This window comes from Actinomyces sp. 565 (assembly GCF_010365615.1).
In the GTDB taxonomy this organism is placed as follows: Bacteria; Actinomycetota; Actinomycetes; order Actinomycetales; family Actinomycetaceae; genus Actinomyces.
Map to the genome: position 1 here is coordinate 1 of NZ_PIZD01000007.1, position 21,664 is coordinate 21,664.

General features: G+C 69.5%; 14 protein-coding genes. 13 read left to right on the forward strand and 1 reads right to left on the reverse strand.

What is annotated here, in order from left to right; all coding sequences use genetic code 11:
- Nucleotides 1–74 precede the first annotated feature (74 nt).
- Nucleotides 75–1,688, reverse strand: coding sequence for a TrkA C-terminal domain-containing protein (locus GZ997_RS01795; protein ID WP_161924540.1), 1,614 nt, complete (start codon nt 1,686–1,688; stop codon nt 75–77).
- A 416-nt stretch (nt 1,689–2,104) separates the two neighbouring features.
- On the opposite strand from GZ997_RS01795, the gene GZ997_RS01800 reads away from it, so the two are divergent.
- The 13 genes from GZ997_RS01800 to GZ997_RS01860 form a co-directional block, all read left to right on the forward strand.
- Entirely contained in the window at nt 2,105–3,889 is a 1,785-nt protein-coding gene (locus GZ997_RS01800; RefSeq protein WP_162678615.1) for an acetolactate synthase large subunit, read from the forward strand.
- A gap of 4 nt (nt 3,890–3,893) precedes the next feature.
- Nucleotides 3,894–4,406 carry an acetolactate synthase small subunit gene (gene ilvN, locus GZ997_RS01805; protein WP_073327221.1) on the forward strand — a complete coding sequence of 171 codons (513 nt, stop codon included), beginning with the start codon at nt 3,894–3,896 and terminating at the stop codon, nt 4,404–4,406.
- 9 nt (nt 4,407–4,415) lie between these two features.
- Nucleotides 4,416–5,447: a ketol-acid reductoisomerase gene (ilvC, locus tag GZ997_RS01810; RefSeq protein WP_162678616.1), complete on the forward strand. Its 1,032-nt coding sequence runs from the start codon at nt 4,416–4,418 to the stop codon at nt 5,445–5,447.
- Nucleotides 5,448–5,732: 285 nt separating this feature from the next.
- Nucleotides 5,733–7,064, forward strand: a complete 1,332-nt coding sequence (locus GZ997_RS01815; RefSeq protein WP_162678617.1) for an ATP-binding protein — start codon at nt 5,733–5,735, stop codon at nt 7,062–7,064.
- A 665-nt stretch (nt 7,065–7,729) separates the two neighbouring features.
- The gene (locus GZ997_RS01820) at nt 7,730–8,794 is read left to right on the forward strand and encodes a 3-isopropylmalate dehydrogenase (protein ID WP_162678618.1); all 1,065 of its coding nucleotides are present in this window, start codon (nt 7,730–7,732) and stop codon (nt 8,792–8,794) included.
- Nucleotides 8,795–9,087: 293 nt separating this feature from the next.
- Nucleotides 9,088–10,257 (forward strand): branched-chain amino acid aminotransferase, encoded by a 1,170-nt coding sequence (locus GZ997_RS01825; protein ID WP_162678619.1) that lies wholly within the window; start codon nt 9,088–9,090, stop codon nt 10,255–10,257.
- Nucleotides 10,258–10,332: 75 nt separating this feature from the next.
- Complete coding sequence (locus GZ997_RS01830) at nt 10,333–11,460, forward strand: LCP family protein (protein ID WP_162678620.1); 1,128 nt, start codon at nt 10,333–10,335, stop codon at nt 11,458–11,460.
- A gap of 150 nt (nt 11,461–11,610) precedes the next feature.
- Entirely contained in the window at nt 11,611–12,861 is a 1,251-nt protein-coding gene (gene wecC, locus GZ997_RS01835) for a UDP-N-acetyl-D-mannosamine dehydrogenase (RefSeq protein WP_162678621.1), read from the forward strand.
- A gap of 30 nt (nt 12,862–12,891) precedes the next feature.
- The gene (locus GZ997_RS01840) at nt 12,892–15,876 is read left to right on the forward strand and encodes a CDP-glycerol glycerophosphotransferase family protein (RefSeq protein WP_162678622.1); all 2,985 of its coding nucleotides are present in this window, start codon (nt 12,892–12,894) and stop codon (nt 15,874–15,876) included.
- Nucleotides 15,869–17,776 (forward strand): glycosyltransferase, encoded by a 1,908-nt coding sequence (locus GZ997_RS01845; protein ID WP_162678623.1) that lies wholly within the window; start codon nt 15,869–15,871, stop codon nt 17,774–17,776. The genes GZ997_RS01840 and GZ997_RS01845 overlap by 8 nt, the downstream gene beginning before the upstream one ends.
- A 48-nt stretch (nt 17,777–17,824) precedes the next feature.
- Nucleotides 17,825–20,254 carry a CDP-glycerol glycerophosphotransferase family protein gene (locus tag GZ997_RS01850; RefSeq protein ID WP_162678624.1) on the forward strand — a complete coding sequence of 810 codons (2,430 nt, stop codon included), beginning with the start codon at nt 17,825–17,827 and terminating at the stop codon, nt 20,252–20,254.
- A complete protein-coding gene (locus GZ997_RS01855) occupies nt 20,254–21,429 on the forward strand; it encodes a glycosyltransferase family 2 protein (RefSeq protein WP_162678625.1) in 1,176 nt (391 codons plus the stop codon). The genes GZ997_RS01850 and GZ997_RS01855 overlap by 1 nt, the downstream gene beginning before the upstream one ends.
- A 158-nt stretch (nt 21,430–21,587) precedes the next feature.
- Nucleotides 21,588–21,664: adenylyltransferase/cytidyltransferase family protein (locus tag GZ997_RS01860; protein ID WP_162678626.1), on the forward strand; the 77-nt coding region annotated here is incomplete at its 3' end.

A 21,664-nucleotide genomic window follows, 5' to 3' on the forward strand; every position in this document is an offset into this window, starting at 1 on the left:
GGGCCCGAACCGCAGACTCGCGGTTCGGGCCCTCCGTGTTCTGTTCACTCGCTGGCGTGCTGCTCCCGGACGGGTTACATCCCGCCCAGGAACTGGGCGATGAAGATCTTCACGATCATCGCTACCGGGTAGACCATGGCGTAGCCGAGCGCCACACGCGGGTCCGCGCCGGTGCGCTCGTTGGCGAACGCCAGCACCGCCGGCTGCGTCTGCAGGCCACCGAGCAGGCCGGACAGGCGCGTACCGCCCATCTTCACGATCCACCGCATGGACGCATACATGCCAAAGCCCACGATCGTCGTGATGACAAAACCGGTGATCAGGATCTTCCACCAATCGCCGCCCGTAAAAGCGTTAGCAATCTGCCCGCCCGCGCGCGTACCCGCCTGCGCCAGGAACACCAGCAGACCCAGCTCGGAGAGCACCGCCGTCGCGGTGAACGGCATCGCCGTCACAAACCCCTTGACACGGCCGATGCGACCGAAGACCAGGCCAACGATCAGCGTGCCCGCAGCCGCACCAATGGAGAACGTGGATCCCCCGGGCAGCGGGATCGCCCACTCACCGATGACGATCCCCACGGCCATGCCCAGCCCCATCGCCACCGGGTTGATGGAGGACAGACCATGCGCGGAGTCGCCGAAGAACTTGGACAGCTCCGCCATCCGGCTGGTCGGCGCGACCACGCGCACACGGTCGCCCTGCTGGAGCACCAGGTCCGGAGTGCCCACCATGTCCACATCCCCGCGGCGCACCCGGGAGATCGTGGCGCCGAACCGGTGGTCAACGTCCAGGTCTGCCAAGGTGTGCCCGGCAAGCTTGGGGTCGGACACGGTGATGCGGCGGAAGTCCAGGTAGCGGCGGTCCTCGATCAGGGAGTGGGAGGAGGGGTGCCCGATCTCGTGAATGACCTGGTTCACGGCGTCCTGCGTGCCGACGACGGTGATCAGGTCATCCTTGTAGATCTTGTCGGTCGGGGTCGGGCGGGTGATGGGGCCCGTCTCGCCGCGGCGCAGGCGCGAGAACTTCATCTCCCCGCTGACGCGTTCGGCAATGTCCCCCAGCTGCGGGGCGTCCTCGCGCTCAACGCGCACGGTGCGGTTGACCAGGGGGGAGGGGGCGTCCTTGTCCGAGCGGCGGTAGCGCAGCGCCAATAGACAGAAGAACAGCATGCCGATCACGCCGTACAGGTAGGCGACCGCGTAGCCGACCGTGGCGATCGCCATGCCGTCAGGATTGCCCGCGGCCGTGGCCGCACCGCCGGCGGCGGCCAGCGCCGGCGTATTCGTCAGCGCTCCGGCGAAGGTCCCGGCGATCATCGCCGGGCTCATTCCCAGCGAGCGGCCCACCCCCAGGCCGGCCGCTGCACCCACCACCAGTACCGCCAGCATGATCGCGAGCGGGCCGGCCGCAGTGCGCAGCACGTGGAAGAAGTTCGGCCCGGACTGGATACCGATGGCGAAGGTGAAGATCGCCAGCCCCAGCGTGCCCATCTGGGCGGGGATCTCAATGACGATGCCCTCGGCAGTGCCCCAGGCGGCCAGGATGATCCCGGCGAAGAGGACGGCCGCCGCCCCCAGGCTGACCCCGCCGACCTTGATGCGCCCGACTAGCATCCCGACGCCGATTAGAAGGAATAGGATGAGTACAGGGTTCTCGGCCAGGGCATTGAGCAGTCCGATGACCACGTGGAGGTGCCGCCTTCCAGTTGTCCTGGGCCGACGCCGGTGCTTGCGCCGTCGGCCGCGCAGATGAGCAGTTGACTAGGGCATTCTGGCATCCGCGTGGATTCAGCTGCATGGACCAAAGACCGCGCGCATACGAGAGACATCTGACATTCCTCGCTGGGGTCCCTAGCGCCGCCGCCCGTCCGGGAGCCGCGGCCCACGCTGCCGCCGCGGCCGGTCGAGGCTGCGTCCTGTGCCCGGTCGTTGAGGCGAGGGGAGGAGCGGCCCCCGGCGCCGTCCGTGATTCCAATATGTGAGATCACGGGTGGTGAAATCGACGGCGGCCCGCAGCTCGGCATACGGTTCCTCCCACACCGGCCGGCACACCGGTCAGTAAACGTGTAAGCAAACGGATCTCACGGATAGGAGGGCGGACGATGGTTCGTGACACAGGCTCCCCGGGCCAGGACCGACAAGTAATGACGGGTGCGCAGGCACTCGTGCGTTCCCTGGAGGAGATCGGCGTTACCGACATCTTCGGCATGCCCGGAGGCGCGATCCTGCCCTTCTACGACCCGCTGCTGGCCAGTGAGAAGATCCGCCACGTGCTGGTGCGCCACGAGCAGGGCGCCGGCCACGCAGCCGAGGGCTACGCCATGGCCACCGGAAGGGTCGGCGTCTGCGTGGCCACCTCCGGCCCCGGCGCCACCAACCTGGTCACCGCGATCGGTGACGCGCACATGGACTCTGTGCCCATGGTCGCCATCACCGGGCAGGTCGGCTCCGCCGCGATCGGCACCGACGCCTTCCAGGAGGCGGACATCGTCGGCTCGACCATGCCCTTCGTCAAGCACTCATTCCTGGTCACCTCGCCCGACGAGATCCCCGGCCGCGTAGCGGAGGCCTTCCACCTGGCCGCGACCGGCCGCCCGGGCCCCGTCCTGCTGGACTTCACCAAGGACGCCCAGGTCGGGCAGACCGCGTTCCATTGGCCCCCACGCATGGACCTGCCCGGCTACAGCCTGCCGGGCAAGCCCAACCAGCGGCGCATTGCCCAGGCCGCCGAGGCAATCGCCTCCGCCGAGCGCCCCGTCTTCTACCTGGGTGGTGGCCTCAGCCGCGCCGGCGTGCCGGCTGAGCAGCTGAAGGAGCTGGTCGAGCTCGTCGGCGCCCCCTTCACGACGACGCTGACCGCCCTGGACGTGCTGCCCACCGACCACCAGCTCAACCTGGGCATGCCCGGCATGCACGGCACCGTCGCCGCCGTCGGCGCCTTGCAGCGCGCCGACCTGATCATCGCCCTCGGCGCCCGCTTCGACGACCGCGTCACCGGTAAGCCGGACACCTTCGCCCGGCACGCCGCCGTGATCCACGTGGACATCGACCCGGCCGAGATCTCCAAGATCCGCTCCGCGGACATTCCCATCGTGGGGGACCTGAAGGATGTCGTGCCCGCGCTGACCGCCGCCTGCCGCGAGCAGTTCGCCGCCGAGCCGCGCACCGAGATCGACCAGTGGCTCACCGAGGTCGCCCACATTCGCGCCACCTACCCCACAGACTGGACCGACACCGACGACGGACTGCTCCAGCCGCAGGAGGTCATCACCCACCTGGACAAGGCGGCCGCGGAGGACACCATCTGGGTGACCGGCGTCGGCCAGCACCAGATGTGGGCCGCCCACTACCTCCACTTCAACCAGCCCCACTCCTGGCTGACCTCCGCCGGCGCCGGCACCATGGGCTACGGAGTGCCGGCTGCCATGGGGGCGAAGGAGGCCTGCCCTGACCGGCCCGTGTGGCTGATCGACGGCGACGGCTGCTTCCAGATGACCAACCAGGAGCTGGCGACCTGCACGCTCAACAACATCCCCATCAAGGTCGCCATCATCAACAACTCGTCCCTGGGCATGGTCCGCCAGTGGCAGACCCTGTTCTACGGGGAGCGCTACTCCAACACGGACCTGCACACCGGTGCCGGCACCGAGCGCATCCCCGACTTCGCCAAGCTCGCCGAGGCCTACGGGGCCGTCGGCCTGCGTTGCGAGCGGCTCGAGGACGTCGACGACGTCATCGCCCAGGCCAACGCCATCAATGACCGGCCCGTCGTCATCGACTTCATCGTGTCCGCCGACGCCCAGGTGTGGCCCATGGTCGCCGCGGGCGTGTCCAACGACGAGATCCAGCACGCGCGGGGCATGAGCCCGGCGTGGGAGGAGGAGTGAGACCGTGAGCGAGAAGCACACGCTGTCAGTCCTGGTGGAGAACAAGCCCGGCGTGCTCACCCGCGTGTCGGCCCTGTTCACCCGCCGTGGCTTCAACATCCATTCCCTGGCGGTCGGCCCCACCGAGCACGAGGACATCTCGCGCATCACGGTGATCGCCGACGCCGAGGGCCCGGCCATGGAGCAGGTGACCAAGCAGCTGAACAAGCTGGTCAACGTCATCAAGATCGTCGAGCTGGACCCGGACACCTCGGTCGGGCGCGAGCTGTACCTGATTAAGGTGCGTGCCGACGACTCCAACCGGACCGCCGTGCTGCAGATCGTTGACCTGTTCCGGGCGCACGTCGTGGACGTGTCCCCAACCTCGGTGGTCATCGAGTCCGTAGGCTCGGAGTCCAAGGTCAAGGCCCTCCTGGACGCCCTGGCCCCCCACGGGGTCAAGGAGATCGTCCAGTCCGGTGCGGTCGCGATTTCCCGCGGCCCCCGTTCCATCACCGATCAACTCAAGGAGAAGTGAGAACCCACTATGGCAGCTGAGAAGTTCTACGACGACGACGCCGACCTGTCGGTCATCCAGTCCAAGAAGGTGGCCGTCATCGGCTACGGCTCGCAGGGACACGCACACGCCCTGAATCTGCGCGACTCCGGCGTGGAGGTCGTCGTCGGCCTGCGTGAGGGGTCCCGCTCCGTCGTCAAGGCCCAGGAGGCCGGCCTGACCGTCAAGCCGATCGCCGAGGCCGTGGCTGAGGCCGACGTCACCGTCGTCCTGGCCCCTGACCAGGTGCAGGCCGAGCTGTACAAGACGGAGATCGAGCCCAACCTCAAGTCCGGTTCCGCCCTGCTGTTCTCACACGGCTTCAACATCCACTTCGGCTACATCACCCCAGCCGCGGACATCGACGTGGTCATGGTTGCCCCCAAGGGCCCCGGTCACACCGTGCGCCGCGAGTTCGAGGCCGGCCGCGGCGTGCCAGTGCTGGTGTGCGTCCAGCAGGACGCCTCCGGTCAGGCCTGGCCGCTGGTGCTGTCCTACGCCAAGGCCATTGGAGGCACCCGGGCCGGCGCTATCAAGACCACCTTCCGCGAGGAGACCGAGACCGACCTGTTCGGCGAGCAGACCGTCCTGTGCGGCGGCGTGTCCAAGCTGATCCAGTACGGCTTCGAGACGCTGGTCGAGGCCGGGTACCAGCCGGAGATGGCCTACTTCGAGGTCTGCCACGAGCTCAAGCTGATCGTCGACCTGATCAACGAGGGCGGCATCTCCAAGCAGCGGTGGTCCTGCTCCGACACCGCCGAGTACGGCGACTACATCTCCGGTCCGCGCGTGATCACCCCCGACGTCAAGGAGCACATGAAGGAGGTCCTGGGCGACATCCAGGACGGCTCCTTCGCCAAGCGCTTCATGGACGACCAGGCCGCCGGCGCACCGGAGTTCAAGCGGCTGCGGGCCGAGGGCGAGGCACACCCGATCGAGGCCACCGGCCGCGAGGTGCGCTCCATGTTCGCCTGGCGCGCCGACCTGGACAAGGACTACACCGAGGGCTCGGCCGCACGCTGAGCCGACGGGCGGGGTCGGCATCCGGTCAGGTGCAACCGCGCGGGGCGGCGGAGTCGGCCCGCGGCGGCGGACTGGTCCGGTGAGCCGGTAATTGCTTCCCAGTGGGGCGGCGGGCTGCGGCCCGCCGCCCCTTATTTTTCCCGGAATTCATCGTTTTAGAAGGCGTTTAATGTAGCGTTTTGACCACGCTGCCGTATGTGGGCGTGTGGGCGCCTGCCTGAGGATAAACTGTGCGAGCTGCCGGTAGGAGATGATGGGGGCGTAAGTGTGCTAACCCGTTTCGAGGTGACAGGATTCAAGAATCTCGTAGGTGTGGCGGTCGACTTCGGCCCATTCACCTGTATCACTGGCCCGAACGCGGTGGGAAAATCGAATCTGCTCAATGCGCTGGAGTTCCTCTCCCTGCTCAGCTGCAATTCGTTCCACGATGCCTGTGCGCAGGTGCGCCCCACGGCTCAGCAGCAGTTCGACGCCAGCGCTCTACTGGCGGCAGAAGTGCTGGCCGGACGCGGTCACCTGACCCTGGCCGCGGAGATGATCCTGCCCCCGCGGGCGGAGGACGAGTTCGGGCAGGCGGTGGTGCCGTCATGCGGATATGTGCGCTACGAGGTGAAGATCGCGGTACACCGCGACGCCTCGGTGCCAGGGGGCCTGCGGCTGCGGCTGGCGGGGGAGCGGCTGCGCCCGCTGAACGACAGCACACGCCCACTCCTTTTCCCGGAAGCGGATCTCTGCCGCCGGTTTATCCCCTCCCGGCGGGACGGCTCCAACGGCTTCTTCATGAACTACGAAGTCGCTGGCGGCAGCAGAGTGGTGATGGTGCACCGCGAGGCCTCGGGAAGAGCGCGCCAAGTTCTTGCCGACGGCGCTCAGCGAACTGTCCTGTCCGCCGTCGCCAGTGCCGAGTACCCGACTATCCTCGCTGCGCGTACCGAAATGGCGTCGTGGCGATTCCTGGCCCTGGAGCCCAGTGCCATGCGCTCACCCGACGACTTAATGGAGCGGCGCGCTATTTCTGCCTCAGGGGCGCACGTGGCGGCTTCCCTGTACCGCCAGGATCTTGCGTCCGGGCGGGACGGCGCGGTGCTCCGGCGGGTGCGTGACGCCGTCAGCGACCTGGTGGACATCCGCAGCCTGTCGGTCAGGGAGGATCCCGTGCGGCAGGCCCTGGAGCTGCGCGCCCAGGTTGGGGACTCACCCGAGCTTCCCGCGCGGGCTCTGTCTGACGGGACATTGCGCTCGCTCGCGCTGGCCGCCATCGGCGCCGCCCCCGACTACTCGGGGCTACTGTGCCTGGAGGAGCCGGAGAACGGTATCCACCCCGCCAAGATCGCCGACTTGTACAACCTGTTGCATGACCTGTCGGAGCCCACTTCACAGCACTTGCGCCAGGTCATCGTGAACACGCATTCTCCCTACCTGTTCCAGTGTGCCGACGACGCCGAGCTGCTCTGCGCGGTTGCGCGTACGGTGCGCAGCGGGGACGGTTCACAGCTGCGAGTCGCCGACTTCCGGCCCCTGGAGGGGTCGTGGCGCAGCCGGGGCCGGGACGGCGGCGACGGCGTCCGCCCGGTTCCGCGCAGTGCGGTGCTGGCGTACCTGAAGAGCCCCGCGTGAGGTAAGAGGATGAGGCGTGCGGATGGGGGCGTTCTCGTCCAAATACGGTTCGGCTCGCCGCGGAGGTCATTGTCGACGTCGACGTGACGTCGCCCGGGCAGGTCCTCGTCAACACGCGCCGCCCTACCTGGTCCAGGATGCCATGCGGGACCACGCCGACGACGTGGTGTGCGCGGTGCCATGGCGACGCCGGGAACCCGATGGGCGTATCGCCGAGTCGGTCACCTTCAACCCGCTGCCGAGCACCTGGCGGTGCTAGCGGTGGGAGCTCTCGGGACTCGTCGGCCAGATCCGGATAGATGGTGACGTCAAGCATCTGGAGGCCTGGAAGAGGCTGGAGAAGGAGCTCGAGTCCGCCGTGGTCCGGAGCCGGCAGCACCTGAGCTATCAGTAGCGCGGGTGCCCCGGTTCGTGGTGGCTGCGCTCATGCGTTGCACGACCTTGGTGCGTGTTCCACGACCTCCCCAGGGTCGTGCAACACGCACCAAAGTCGTGGAGTATCGCCCGGGGTCGTGCAATGGTGCCGTGGTGACGGCGCGTCGCGGACTGGTCGGCACCGTGGGGTCGGCAGGAGCGGCGCAGTGCCTGCTGGCGGGCCCGCCAACCGCTCGCCGCTATCTGAGATGCCCGCCCGGGGCGACGACCGATCCGCTTAGGGTCGCCGCATGACGCAGACCATCAGACTTGCAGTGATCCCCGGCGACGGCATCGGCAAGGAGGTGGTGCCCGAGGGCCTGAAGGTGCTCCGGGCCGCCCTGGAAGGTAGCGGCGTCACCCTGGAGACCACCGACTTCGACCTGGGTGCCGAGCGCTGGCACCGTACCGGCGAGACCATTACGGACGCCGAGCTGGAGGACATCAAGACTCACGACGCGATCCTCCTGGGTGCCGTCGGCGACCCATCGGTCCCCTCCGGCGTGCTCGAGCGCGGCCTTCTGCTCCGGCTGCGCTTCGAACTGGACCACTACGTCAACCTGCGGCCCTCCAAGTACTACCCGGGCGTGGCCACTCCACTGGCTGATCCGGGAGACATCGACTTCGTGGTGGTGCGCGAGGGCACCGAGGGCCTGTACTGCGGCAACGGCGGCACCGTGCGCACCGGCACCCCGCAGGAGATCGCCACCGAGGTCAGCGTCAACACCGCCTACGGGGTCGAGCGCGTGGTGCGCTACGCCTTCGAGACCGCCCAGGCCCGCCCCGCCCACCACCTCACCCTGGTGCACAAGCACAACGTGCTGGTCAACGCCGGCCACTTGTGGCGCCGCACCGTTGAGGAGGTCGGCGCCGAGTACCCGGAGGTGAAGGTGGACTACGCCCACGTTGACGCCGCCACCATCTACTTGGTCACCGACCCGGGCCGCTTCGACGTGATCGTCACTGACAACCTCTTCGGCGACATCCTCACCGACGAGGCCGGCGCCATCACCGGCGGCATTGGCCTGTCGGCCTCGGGCAACCTCAACCCGGCCGGGGAGTTCCCCTCCATGTTCGAGCCGGTCCACGGCTCCGCCCCGGACATCACCGGGCAGGGCAAGGCCGACCCGGTCGCCACTATCTCCGCCGTAGCCATGATGCTCAGCCACTTGGGCATGACGGAGGCGGCCGCCAGGGTGGAGGCGGCCGTGGACGCAGACATGGCCGCCCGGGCCGTAGCCGAGGCCGCCGGAGCCCCGCTGGTGCGCACCACCAGCGAGATCGGGGACGCCGTCACGGCCGCAGTGCGGGGCTGAAGCCGGCGCGCCAGACCCCAGGCGCCTTCCCGGGCGGGTGCAGTACGCCAGCCCGGGCGGCTCGCGGCGGAGGCGGAGGTCGCCCTCCCGGTGCGGGCGCGAGATGACCGTTGACGCTGCGGTGCATGGGGCGGTGGTGGGGCCCTCCCGGTGCGGGCGCGGGAGGACCGGGTGGGAGCGTCTGAGCCAACGGCGCGTGTGTCAGCTCGCTTCTGAGTACGGCACACAGGATCGGCCGAACCAGCATTTGAGAGATGTCCTTCCGGGCAGTGGAACGGCGGTACAGTGCCGGTATGTCTGTGACCCCAGCCGCCGCTTCCACGCCCGATTCCCTCCAGACGCCTCTGGCTCGCGCCGCCGCTGTCCCGGTCCCTCCAGCCGACTCCCTCGCCGGCCGCTTCCCCCGGCAGCCGCACCCGCACCCGGCCAGCGACGCCGAGCGCGCCCAGGCCCTCACCGATCTGCATTTCGGCAGGGTGTTCACCGACCACATGGCTCACGCCCGCTGGACCCAGGAGGGCGGCTGGGCGGAGCACGCCATCGTTCCCTTCGCGGACCTGACCCTCTCACCCGCCGCAGCCGTGCTGCACTACGCGCAGGAGATCTTCGAGGGCATTAAGGCATACCGCCACGCCGACGGCTCGATCTGGACCTTCCGGCCTCGTTACAACGCCGCCCGGATGAATCTGTCGGCCCGCCGCATGGCCGTCCCCGAACTGCCCGAGGAGGACTTCATCGCCTCCTTGGTGGACCTGGTGCGTGCCGACGCCGAGTGGGTGCCCTCGGGGGAGGGGGAGTCCCTGTACCTGCGGCCATACGCCTTCGCCTCCGAGGCCTTCCTCGGCGTGCACGCCGCCAGCACCATTGACTACTACGTCATCGCCTCGCCGTCGGGCGCCTACTTCACCAACGGCCTGCAGCCCATTTCCATCTGGGTGTCACAGGACTACCACCGGGCCGGGCGCGGCGGAACCGGATTCGCCAAGACCGGCGGAAACTACGCCTCCTCCCTGCTGCCGCAGCAGGAGGCCGACGCTCAGGGCTGCGACCAGGTCTGCTTCCTCGATGACGTCACCGGGAAGAACCTGGAGGAGCTCGGCGGCATGAACGTGATGGTGGTGGACGCCGACGGCACCGTGCGCACCCCGCGCCTGACCGGCACCATCCTCGAAGGGAACACCCGCAGCGCCATCATTCGCCTGCTCAAGGACTCCGGCCGTAGGGTGGTGGAGGAGACCATCCCCCTGGAGAGCCTGTTGGAGGACATTTCATCAGGAAGGGTGCGCGAGGTCTTCGCCTGCGGCACCGCCGCCGTCGTTGTCCCGCTCGGGCGGCTCAAGGGTGAGGGATTCGACGTTGCCATTGAGGGCAGCGAAGTCACGCACGAGATCTACGAGCGCCTGACGGGCATCCAGTACGGGCGCCTGGAGGACCCCTACGACTGGATGTACCGCCTGGCCTGACGTCGCAACCGGCTTGTGATCCGATCCCCACGGCTGCGCAGCTCCCCGCCCCGCTCGGTGTGGTCAGATTGACTTATGAGCGATAACGAGCAGCGCGCAGACGATGCCGCTCGCGGAAATGCGAATGATGACGTGCTCGGCGGCGTCGGGCGGACCGACTCCGCGAGCGATGGCTCCGGCAAGAGCGGTAGCGGGCGCCGCTGGCGCATCGGGCTGGTGTCCGTGCTCGCGGTCGTGGCGGTGCTCGTCGCGGGCACAGCCGCGGGGGGCCTGTGGCTGCGCAGCCGGCTGGCGGCCAACATCGAGACGATCGGCAACCCCTTCGCGTCAATTGACTCCGGCGCTCGCGCCCCGGAGCAGGACGCCGAGGACCCGGCCACAAACATCCTCGTGCTCGGCTCCGACTCACGTATCAGCGCCGGAGACCCCAGCCAGTGGGAGGCCGGCGCCCAGCGCACCGATGCGATCATGCTGGTGCAGGTCAGCGGTGATCGCGAGGACGTCTCCGTCATGTCGATCCCGCGTGACTCCTGGGTGGACATCCCCGGCTACGGGGAGAACAAGATCAACGCAGCCTTCTCCTACGGCGGTCCGAGCCTGACCATTCAGACTGTCGAGCAGCTCACCGGGGTGCGCATCGACCACTTCGTGGTAGCGGACTTCGAGTCCTTCAGCGCTATTACGGACTCAATTGGCGGCGTGACGATCAACCTCAAGACGCCCCAGACGCTGGCTGGAACCGAGTTCGAGCCCGGCGGGCAGCTGCTCAACGGGGAGCAGGCACTCGCCTACGCGCGCGAGCGCAAGAGCCTGCCCGGCGGCGACTTCGACCGCGTCAACCGGCAGCAGGCCTGGATGCGCGCCATGGTCGGGGCCGTGCTGAACAACGGCATCCTGTCCAACCCGGGGAAGCTGTACTCCTTCCTGACCACGGTCACCGAGACCCTGGCCGTGGACGAGGGCTTCACGATTAATGAGATGCAGTCGCTGGCCCTGGCTCTGCGCGGCATCCACTCCACGGACATCAACTTCATGACCGTTCCCACTTCCGGCACGGGTACGAGCGCGGACGGGCAGTCGATCGTCCTGCTTGATGCCGAGGCCGACGCCCCCCTGTTCGAGGCCTTCCAGAAGGACGCGGTTGCGGACTACCTGGAGGAGAACCCCGACGCCGTCACCCTGCTTCCGGCCACGGTGAACTGACGGCCCGTCTGTGCCACAAAGCCAGTCCCGGCTGTGGCAATGAGCAATCTTGGTGACTTCGCAACTAAGTGCGATCATCTAGGCTGTAAGCAACCCACCGACCAGGGGGTCACCTTTGGTCGTGGTCGATCCTTAGGAGATGGCCCCCACATGACCTCGATCTGCGTGGTTGGACTCGGTTATATCGGCCTGCCGACGGCGGCCGTACTGGCGCGCGCCGGGGCCGAGGTGATCGGGGTGGACGTGTCGGAAGAGCGTGCCGCCGCGGTCAACCGGGGAGAGCTGCCGTTCGTGGAGGCGGGCCTGGGCGAGGCCGTGGCCGAAGGGGTTGCCCGGGGGCGGCTGCGCGCACAGGTGCAGATGCCGGCCGCGGGCGTGTACATCGTGGCGGTGCCGACGCCGTTCAAGCAGGGCAGGACCGGTGAACATGAGGCGGACCTGTCCTACATTCAGGCGGCGGCGCGCGAGATTGCGCCCCACCTGACGGGTGGTGAGCTGGTGGTGCTGGAGTCGACTTCCCCTCCGGGGACCACCGAGCACATGGCGCAGTTGATCCTGGGGCAGCGGCCGGACCTGTCGCTGGACGGATCCGGGGACAGGCCGGTGGTGCACTTCGCGCACTGCCCGGAGCGGGTGCTGCCGGGGCGGATCATGACCGAGATGATCACTAACTCGCGGATCATCGGCGGCCTCACGCCGCGGGCGGCGGAGCTGGCCCGTGATCTGTACGCCACTTTCTGCACGGGCGAGCTGCGGCTGACGGACGCCCGCACGGCGGAGCTGGCCAAGCTGACGGAAAACGCCTTCCGGGACGTGAACATCGCCTTCGCCAATGAGCTGTCGATCATCTCCGAGAAGCTCGGGATCGATGTGTGGGAGCTGATCGAGCTGGCGAACCTGCACCCGCGGGTGCATATTCTGCAGCCCGGCCCCGGGGTTGGTGGTCACTGTATCGCCGTGGACCCCTGGTTCATCGTGTCTGCCGCGCCGGATGAGGCAAGACTGATTCACGCGGCGCGCGACGTCAACGACTCCAAGCCTAGGCACGTGGTCGGGCGCGTGCGGGAGGCCGTGGCGGGACTGGAGTCGCCGACTATCGCGGCCCTGGGACTGGCCTTCAAGGCCGACGTGGATGATCTGCGGGAGTCCCCGGCCCTGTCGGTGACGCGGGAGCTGGCGGCGCTGCTGCCCGAGGCCAGGATTCTGGCCGCCGAACCGAATATCACCGAGCTGCCCGCGTCGCTCGCCGCCGCAGGGAACATCTCGCTCGCGGACTACCGGGAGGCGATTGCCGCTGCGAACGTTGTGGTACTGCTGGTAGACCACAAGGAGTTCAAGGCACTGGACCGGTCACTGCTGGACGGCAAGCGTGTGATCGATACGCGCGGCGCCTGGCGCTGACCCGCTAAGCGGCCCGGGAGCAACGACGCCATGGGGATTCAAAGCACGCTGCGGCTGCTGGCTCGGCGCCGCCGGCCGGTTCTGAGCGTAGTGCTGCTGGTCGGCGCCAACGCCAGCGTGGCGCGCGCCGCACGCTCCCTGCTGAACCAGCAGTCGGTGGATGGCGAGGTTCTCGCTCTTGTCATGGATTCCTGCCCTCCCCCTGAGCGGGAGGCGCTCGGAGCGCTCGCCCGCCGCAACCGCCGCGTCCGCGTGATTGAGGGGGGATTGGGAACGGTCCTGGAGGCGGCACGGGGCCGGATGCTGACGATCATGTCTGCGTCCGACGCCGCGGCCCGCGACGGTTACGGGACGATACCCGCCGACGGCGAGGTTCACCTCGGGGGAGCCCGGCCACTCGCCCAGGGGCCCGGGCCCGGCGTGCCGGAGCCGCGCCGCCTGACCAGCATCACCTCCGCTCCGGAGCTACTGGATGGCTTCATCCCCGGCAGAGTGGTTGCCCCCGCGAGCGCCTGGGTCACTGCGGCGGCCGGGATCGGGGACGCCGCCCCGCAGGAGGCCGCCCGCACCGCCGCACTCCGTCTTGTCCTTGGTGCCCAGCCGGTCCTGGTTGAGCCTGCGGACCTGGTCCTGGTCGGCGCCGTGCCGAAACCCGGCTGGGATGCGGACCTGAGCGCGGTTGCGAGCGCGATCGCCGCCGACCGGCGGCTACTGGCGGGTGGGGGCGAGGCCCTGCTCGGTGTCCTGCACGGCCGCGCGCTAGTCGACCTGGCTGCCGGGGCGCCGGCCCAGCCCGATGATGCGGTGGAGCGGCTGCGCGCGGTGACCCGCAGCGCCCTCCCGGACGCGGACACCGTCGCGTGGGGCGCGCTGCCCTTCTCCGACCGCCTGCTGCTGTGGGTCCTTGGGCACGCAGGCTCGGCCGATCTGCTTGAGGTGCTGGCGTCCCGTTACGAGGACACGCCTGCCGTTCCCCTGACTGCTGCGGCGGGCGGGCTGCGCGCCGATCCGCCCGTGCTTGAGCGGATCGCGCCCGTTCCCGCGCAGGTCCGCGCCGTCACGGATGCCGATCTGCGCATCCACCAGGTGCTGCGGGCATGCCGGTGGATTGGTGAGGACGGGCTCCTGCTGGAGGGCTGGGCATATGTGCCGGGCGTAGACCCCTGCGCCGATCCCGGTCCCGAGGTAGTCCTGATAGGCGTGGACGGCCGGGAGGTCGCCCGCGCCGACGTCGAGCGTATTGCTGCGCCGCTCGCGGACCTGGAGGCCGAGGACCCCTGGCGCAGCTACACCGGCTCGGGTTACCGCGCGACCGTCAGCCTGGCGGGTATACCTTCCGCTCCCATGCGGGTGCAGTTGCGCCTGCGGGTAGCCGGCCGGCTGCTGGAGCAGCCGGTGCCGCCACCACTGGGCACGCGTCGCCCGCGCACGTCGGCCACGGGGTGGAGCGCCGCAGCCGACGGCGGGGCACTAGTCATTCGCCCCTCGGCCGCGGGGGAGGCGCCACCCGGTGCCGGGGGGCTCGCCCCGGACGGGGTGAGCGTCGCCCGCGCCAGCCTGGACGGCGGACGGCTCCGGGTCGGCGGTCCCGGCCCAGTCCCCGCTGACCTGGCGATCACCGCCGCCGCCTCCAGCGGACGCTTCCCGCTCACCACGACCGTTGCCGCCGGTGGCTGGGCGGCGGAGTTGGACCTGGCGGACCCGAGTCTGCCCTCCGGCGGCTTCGTCCTGCGCTGGTCCGCAGCGGGCAGTGAAGGGCGCTGCGTCACCGGTGCCGCCCTGGACGGGCCCCCGACCGAGCTGGCCGGGCGCGTCCGCCGCGTACGTCTGCGCCCCCAGGCGGACGGGGGCCTGGAAATGAGTATCATCGCACCGGTTGACCCGCAGTACCGGTCCCGGTACGGCCGCCGCCTGCTGATCGAGGAGGACTGGGGGCCGCTCGTGCCCGGGATCTTCTTCGAGACCTTCAGCGGCAAGTCCGCAGGTGACAATCCCGGTGCCATCCGCGATGAGCTCATCGCCCGCTCCACGCCCGTGCCGCTTTGGGTATCCGTGCGGGACGGGACGGTTTCCGTGCCGGCCGGGGCCACACCGATCGTCGTCGGCACTCCCGAGTGGTTCCGCGCCCTGCGGACCGCCCGCCTGCTCGTGGTCAATGACCACCTGCCCCACTGGTTCACCAAGGACCCCGGGCAGCGCCTCCTGCAGACCTGGCATGGCACCCCCATCAAGCGGCTGCTCAACGACGCCCCTCCCACTTCCGTCACCTTGCCCTACCGGCGCCTGATGGCCCGGCAGGCGCCCCAGTGGGACCTCCTGCTGGCCCAGTCCCCGGCGGCAGCGGCGGACCTTCGCCACGGGCTGGGATACGCCGGGCAGGTATTAGTGGGTGAGCAGCCGCGCAACACCGGCCTCCTGGGCGGGCAGGCCAAGGCAGGGCGCGTGCGTGCACAACTGGGCATCGGTCCGGCCGAACCCGTCATCCTGTACGCCCCGACCTGGCGGGAGGGACTGCGACGGCCCCATCAGGACGCTTCGGAGCTACTGGACGCCGGCGCCCTGGCCCGCGCTACCGGCGCCGTGGTGCTATTGCGCAGCCACCATATGAACTCACTGCGGGCCCATGCTGACCGCGTGATCGGCGTGGGCCGCTACCCGAGCGTCGAGGACCTTATGCTCGCCTCCGACCTGCTCATCACCGACTACTCCTCGGTGATATTCGACTGGGCCCTGACCGGCCGCCCGGCCCTACTGCACCTGCCCGACCTGGAGGCGTACCGTGATCGGGAGCGGGGCTTCTACCGGGACTGGCCGGCCGACTCGGGTTTGCCCGTCACCCGTACCCAGGCGCAGGTGCAGGCCCGCGCGGCCGAGCTGCTGGCCGCCGGCCCGGTGCCCGCGGTGGTGGATCCCGCACCTATTCGCGCGAGCCTGGACGCCGTGTGCGCCTGGATCGATACGGTGCTGCCGGGTGCGGTGCCGACCCGCCCCGGCGAGGAGGAGCCCCATGAGTGACCTGTTCCGCACGGCCCGCAAGACCCTGTGGCATGCCCGCCACGGTGGAATCGCCGGGGTCAGGGAGTTCCGGCGTAGGCGGCGGGCGAGTGCCTGGGCGCGCCCCGCACGGGGCCGCCGCGCCCGCAAGGGGCAGGTCGCCTTCCCTGCCTGGGAGGTTCCCGCGCCCGACGCCGCCCCGCCCCGCCACGACCTGACCGTCGGCGTGATCGCGGACGAGTTCACCGCCCTCGCACTCCAGTACGAGTGGCGGCCCGTGGCGCTGACCCCCGCCGAGTGGCGCGAGCAGATCGCCGCTGAGCCGATTGACCTGCTGTTCGTGGAATCCGCGTGGCACGGCAACGGGGATGCCTGGCGCTACCAGGTGATCGGCAGGAACGGCCCCTCCACCCACCTGCGGGAACTGGTTGCGCACGCCCGCGCCGCCGGCATTCCCACGGTGTTTTGGAACAAGGAGGACCCCGCCCACTATGACGAGGCGATCGCGACCGCCCGCCTGTTCGACTGGGTGCTCACCACGGATGAGACTCTCCTGGACCGCTACCGGGCCGAGCTGGGCCATGACCGCATCGGCGTGCTGCCCTTCGCCGCCCAGCCCACCATCCACAACCCGGTGCGCCTGTGCGACGACGACGGCCGCCCCGTCCCGCTGCGGGATATCGCCTTCGCCGGCATGTACTTCGCCCACAAGTACCCCGAGCGGCGCGAGCAGATGGAGGCGCTGCTGGGTGCCGCCGTGGATGCCGCCCCGAAGCTGGAGCGGGGGCTGGACATCTTCTCCCGCTACCTCGGCGCCGACGCGAACTACCAGTTCCCCGCCCCCTACGACGCCTTCGTGCGCGGCTCGCTGAGCTACCCGGAGATGCTGTCCGCCTACCGTGGCTACAAGGTGTTCCTGAACGTCAACTCGGTGGTCTCCAGCCCCTCCATGTTCGCCCGCCGGATCTTTGAGATCACCGCCTGCGGCACCCCGGTGGTGACCATGCCGTCGCCCGCTACCGGGCGCTTCCTGCCCGCCGGGACGCTCGCCGTAGTCGGTGACCGCAAGGAGGCCTACTGGGCCGAGCGGGCCCTGGTGAGCAATCCCGAGCTGCGTGACCGCATGACCTACCTGGCGCAGCGGGAGATCTGGCTGCGGCATACCTACACCGCCCGCGTGGACCAGGTGCTGGAGGCGGTCGGCCTGGGGGAGCGGGTCTACCGCCGCCCCACCATCGCCCCGCTGGTATCAACGATTCGCCCGGAGCGGCTGGACGGCGTACTGGATACCCTCGCCCGCCAGCAGCACGTCGAGCTGCGGCCCATCATCCTCACCCACGGCTTTGAGGCGCCGGACGCTGCCCGCGCCCGCGCCCGCGAGCTGGGCCTGGAGGTGGACTGGGTTGTGGGTGAGGCCGACGACTCGCTGGGGGCCAACTACAACCGCATGCTGGGGCGCGTGGATGCCGACTTCATCGCCAAGCTGGATGATGACGACTTGTACGGCGACTACTACCTGTTCGAGTCCCTGGCCGCCGCCGACTACGCCCGCGCCGAGGTGGTGGGCAAGCACGCCCACTTCGTCCACCTGGAGGGTGAGAACGCCGTGGTCCTGCGCTTCCCCGAGTGGGAACACCGCTACACGGCCTTCCTGTCCGGGCCGACGCTGGTGGCCACCACGGGGCTGGCGCGCGAGGCGGGCTTCCCGGACACCACCATTGGGGAGGACACCGGCTTCCTCAAGCGGGCGTCCGCCGCCGGTGCCCGCATGTACTCCGCCTCCCGCTTCGGCTTCGTGCAGCGCCGCGGCACCGGACCGGCCCACACCTGGGGCATCTCCTCCGCCGAGGTGCTGGCGACCGGCCGCATCACCCACTGGGGCGCGCCCGGTGACGCGGAGATCCCCGGCTCGGTGCAATGATCGGGATGGGCGGGTCGTGATCCCAGAGAGTGCTGAGCAGGAGCTTCTTTGAAGAACGGTATTGCCTTTCCTGACCGGGAGCGGGCCCTCCACGGTGGTGCTACGAGTCTCCGCGTGGTAGTCATTGTCGACGGCGGCGGGGACCTGGAGACGACCCTCATCGGCCTGGCCGACGAGGGGATCGGCGACGTCGCCGTATGCGTCGGCGCAGACGGTCCCACCCCGGCGGAGGCCGCGGCGCTCGCGGAGCATGACCTGGAGCCCGTGGTGGGGCAGACGCCTCTGGCCGCCGCTCGCAGGGTGCTCGCCGGCCTGCGCGGCCGGGTGCTGGTGCTGCGGGCGGGGGATGTGCCCGAGCCGGGGCTGGCCGAGGAACTGCCGGGGAGTGGCCGCGCCGGGGTGGTCATGGTGCCGCTCAAGCGGATGGTTGACGGCCAGGTCTCGGACACCCACCCGCTGCGGGCCCGCTTCGCCCACGGGGCCCGCGACTCCAGCCTGCTGGCTGAGCCGCACTTGTTCACGCTGCGGCTGGCGGGTGCGGTCATGGACGTTCCCGCCGGTGGCCTGCCGGCCTGGGACGAGGCCGACGCCGACGGCGCCACGCTGCTGATCCGCCTGCTCGCGGGCACCGGCCAGCGGGTACGCCTGCACGACGGGCCGGGTGTGATCGAAGGTCCCCGGCCGGAGGAGCCGCCGCCGCTGTCCACGCTGCCGGAGTACGTCCAGGTGCTGGAGCGGAACATTCCCGCCTGGTACGCCGCGGCGGGGGAACGGGGCGGGCTCCCCGCCTGGGTGCACCAGCTGGTGCTGGCGCGCCTGCTCGAAGTGACCGACGCAGACCGGGGCCTGCGCTTCGCCGCTCACGCGCTGGGCGAGGCCGAGCGCGCACGCGTGGCGGATCTACTGGTCGGCGTGCTTGCCCGTGTGCCGGCGGCCCAGGTCGAGGCGTACTGCGCCACGCCGGTGGCTCTCAACCGGCTGGCGGCACTGCTGGCCGCTACCGGCGCCCGCCTGCCCGAGCCCGTGCTGCCGTCGGAGCGCCCCTTCCGGGCCGACCGCCAGGTGTCCTACTTCTTCACCAGCTCCCCGCCTAGGGAGCAGTGGTACGTCGACGGTGCGCCGGCCGAGCCTACGAGCACGAAGATCGTCGACCACGCCTACTTCGATCGCGTACTCGTGCACGAGCGGCTCGTCTGGCTCCCCAGGGGGACCTTGACGGCAGTCATCGACGGCCACGAGGTCACCCCCGCGCCATACCGGGGCATGCGGCGCCCGCCGTCGCCCCCGCCCGCACCGGTGACCAGGGTGCGGCGCGCCCTGACACGGAGGCTACGGGCGTTGCGACGTCGCACGGCCCGACTGGTCGGCCACCGCGGTGGGACGGCGCCTGAGCCCACTCGGGCGGAGGCGGGAATGCCACGGCTGGACGCGTCGGCGGTGACGCCGCAGGGTGCTCCCCGCACCTGGCTGTACATGGACCGGCACGACTCGGCCGGGGACAACGCCGAGCCCCTGTACCGCTACGCGCGCGAGCACGCGCCGGGCGTCCGGCACGTGTTCGCCATAGACCGCCGCTGTGCGGACTGGGAGCGTCTGGAGGCGGAGGGATTCGAGCTGGCCTCTCCGGGAACGACCGCATTTGAGACCGCCTGGGCGCAGGCCGACACGCTGCTGCTGGCCGACATCGGCGACCCCGTCGTAGCCGCACGCCTGGTGGGCGCGGGAACCCGCAGGGACCAGCGGGTGGTCTTCCTGCAACACGGCGTGACCATGCGGCACATGTGGCGATGGTTCAACACGCGCCGCATCGACGTGCTCATCACCGCCCACCGCGCCGAGTACACCGCGATCACCGCCGACCACAGCCCCTACCTGCTCACCGACCGGGAGGTATGGCTGACCGGCTTCCCCCGCCATGACGCCATGCACGCCCTGCTCGGGCGCGAGCGCGATCGGGTAGTGCTGGCGCCCACCTGGAGTCCGTGGCTTTCCAGGACGCTGGACCGGGACCCTGGACGCACGGACCTGCTCGCTGGCTTCTACGCGCCCTGGCTCCAACTCGCCGAGGCCCTGAGGGAGTCGGGGGTAGACGCGGTGTTGTTCGTGCACCCAAAGCTCGCCCTGACTACGCCGGATTGGTTTAGGAGCCTGGCGGTACCCACCACCACCGGCACGGACGTGCCCGAGCAGTTGTCGCGGGCGTGGGCCGTGGTCTCGGACCGCTCTTCGATACTGGATGATGCGATGCTGCTGGGGGCCGCGGCAATCGTCTGGAGTCCGGACGGCACCGCCGACGCCGATGCCTACCGCCGTATGCACGTGGCGGCCGGCGCCGTGTCCGCCGTGAGCCTGGGGGAGGCGCTCGCGGCGGCGTTGGACGCGCGCGCGGGTCGGCTGCATGCGGCCTCGGAGCTGATCATCCCGGATGCGGGGGCCTGTGAGCGGATCCTGCACCGGCTGCTGAAGGAGACGATCTAGTGGGAATTGCTCGCCGTCGCCGGACTGGCCGGGACCTGACCGTCTCCCTGGTGGTGGCGGTGTACGGGGTGGCCGAGTACCTGCCGGACTTCCTCGCCTCCCTGGACGCCCAGGACTATCCGCATGAGCGGATGGAGGTACTACTTGTCCTGGACGGTGCCGGCGACGACTCCCCGGTCCTGTGCCGCAAGTGGGCAGCGAGGACGGATCTTCGCGCTCGGGTGATCGAGACGGACAACGGTGGCCAGGGCCGTGCTCGCAACCTCGGGCTGCTTCAGGCGACGGGTGACTGGATCGGCTTCCCCGATCCCGACGACGAGCTCGCCCCGGACTTCATCTCAACGCTGCTGGGTGCGCATGACGCGGGGGCGGGCATGCTCATTGGCCGTACGCTCATCCGCCAGCGGGGGGCGACCGTCCCCCACCCCCTCGACTTCCGGTTCCGGCGGGGGGTGCGCAGCGTGGACGTGCGCCGGTCCTCGGATGTGGTGCAGCTATCCACCCACGAGGTGCTGGTGCGTGGGGATCTTGCTCGGCGCTGCCGCTTCCCGGAGGACCGGGTGGCGCCGACCTTCGAGGACGGCATGTATGTAGGCAGAGTGCGAGTACTGAACCCGTACTGCCTGGTGGTTCCGGACGCGGTCTACTACTACAACAAGCGCGCCTCCGGCGACTCGGCGGTCCAGACAGCTTGGGACCGCCCCGGCCGGTACGTTGAGCAGCTCGTAGACCGTTACCTGCCGTTTCTGGAGGAGACCGGGGGTGCTTACTGGGCGCAGAAGACGGTCCTGTATGACTTGGGCTGGTACTTCGGGGTCGTAGATCGCGGGGAGACCCCCAGCATTCCCGGACTCGCCGCACAACACGAGGCGTTGATGCGTCGTCTGGTCGAGCGCCTCGACTCCGAGCAGATCAGGCGGGCGCCGTGGCCGCACCTGAGTGCGGCGGCACGCGCCCGTATGCTGCTGTGGAAGGGCGAGGAGGCCGTGGCGGTGACAGGGGCTGGACGGATAGCGAGCCTGTATACGCGTGTGCCCTTCACCGACTCGCCTGCGGCCGCCGCGTACTGGGGGCTGGTGTGCGGCTACGTGGTGCACGGCGCGGAGGCAGAACGTGCCTACCAGTCGGCGCGGTGCGTCCGCCTGACGCAGCAGGCACGCCAGCCTCGCCTGTAGTCGCGGATTGGCGCCGTTTCGTGATCCTGTAAGCGCAGTCACAGGGGAGGCAAGGTACTGCGCCTTGGGTAGAATCATCACGTCGCGATCGACATGCTAGCCCTGGCGTAGTAAGTACTCGATCGTGGATAGGCTACCCATTACCCATGTGAGGCCCCATGAAGCGCGTCATCACTTACGGCACCTACGATTTGTTGCACTACGGGCATATTGAGCTGTTGCGTCGTGCGAGGGC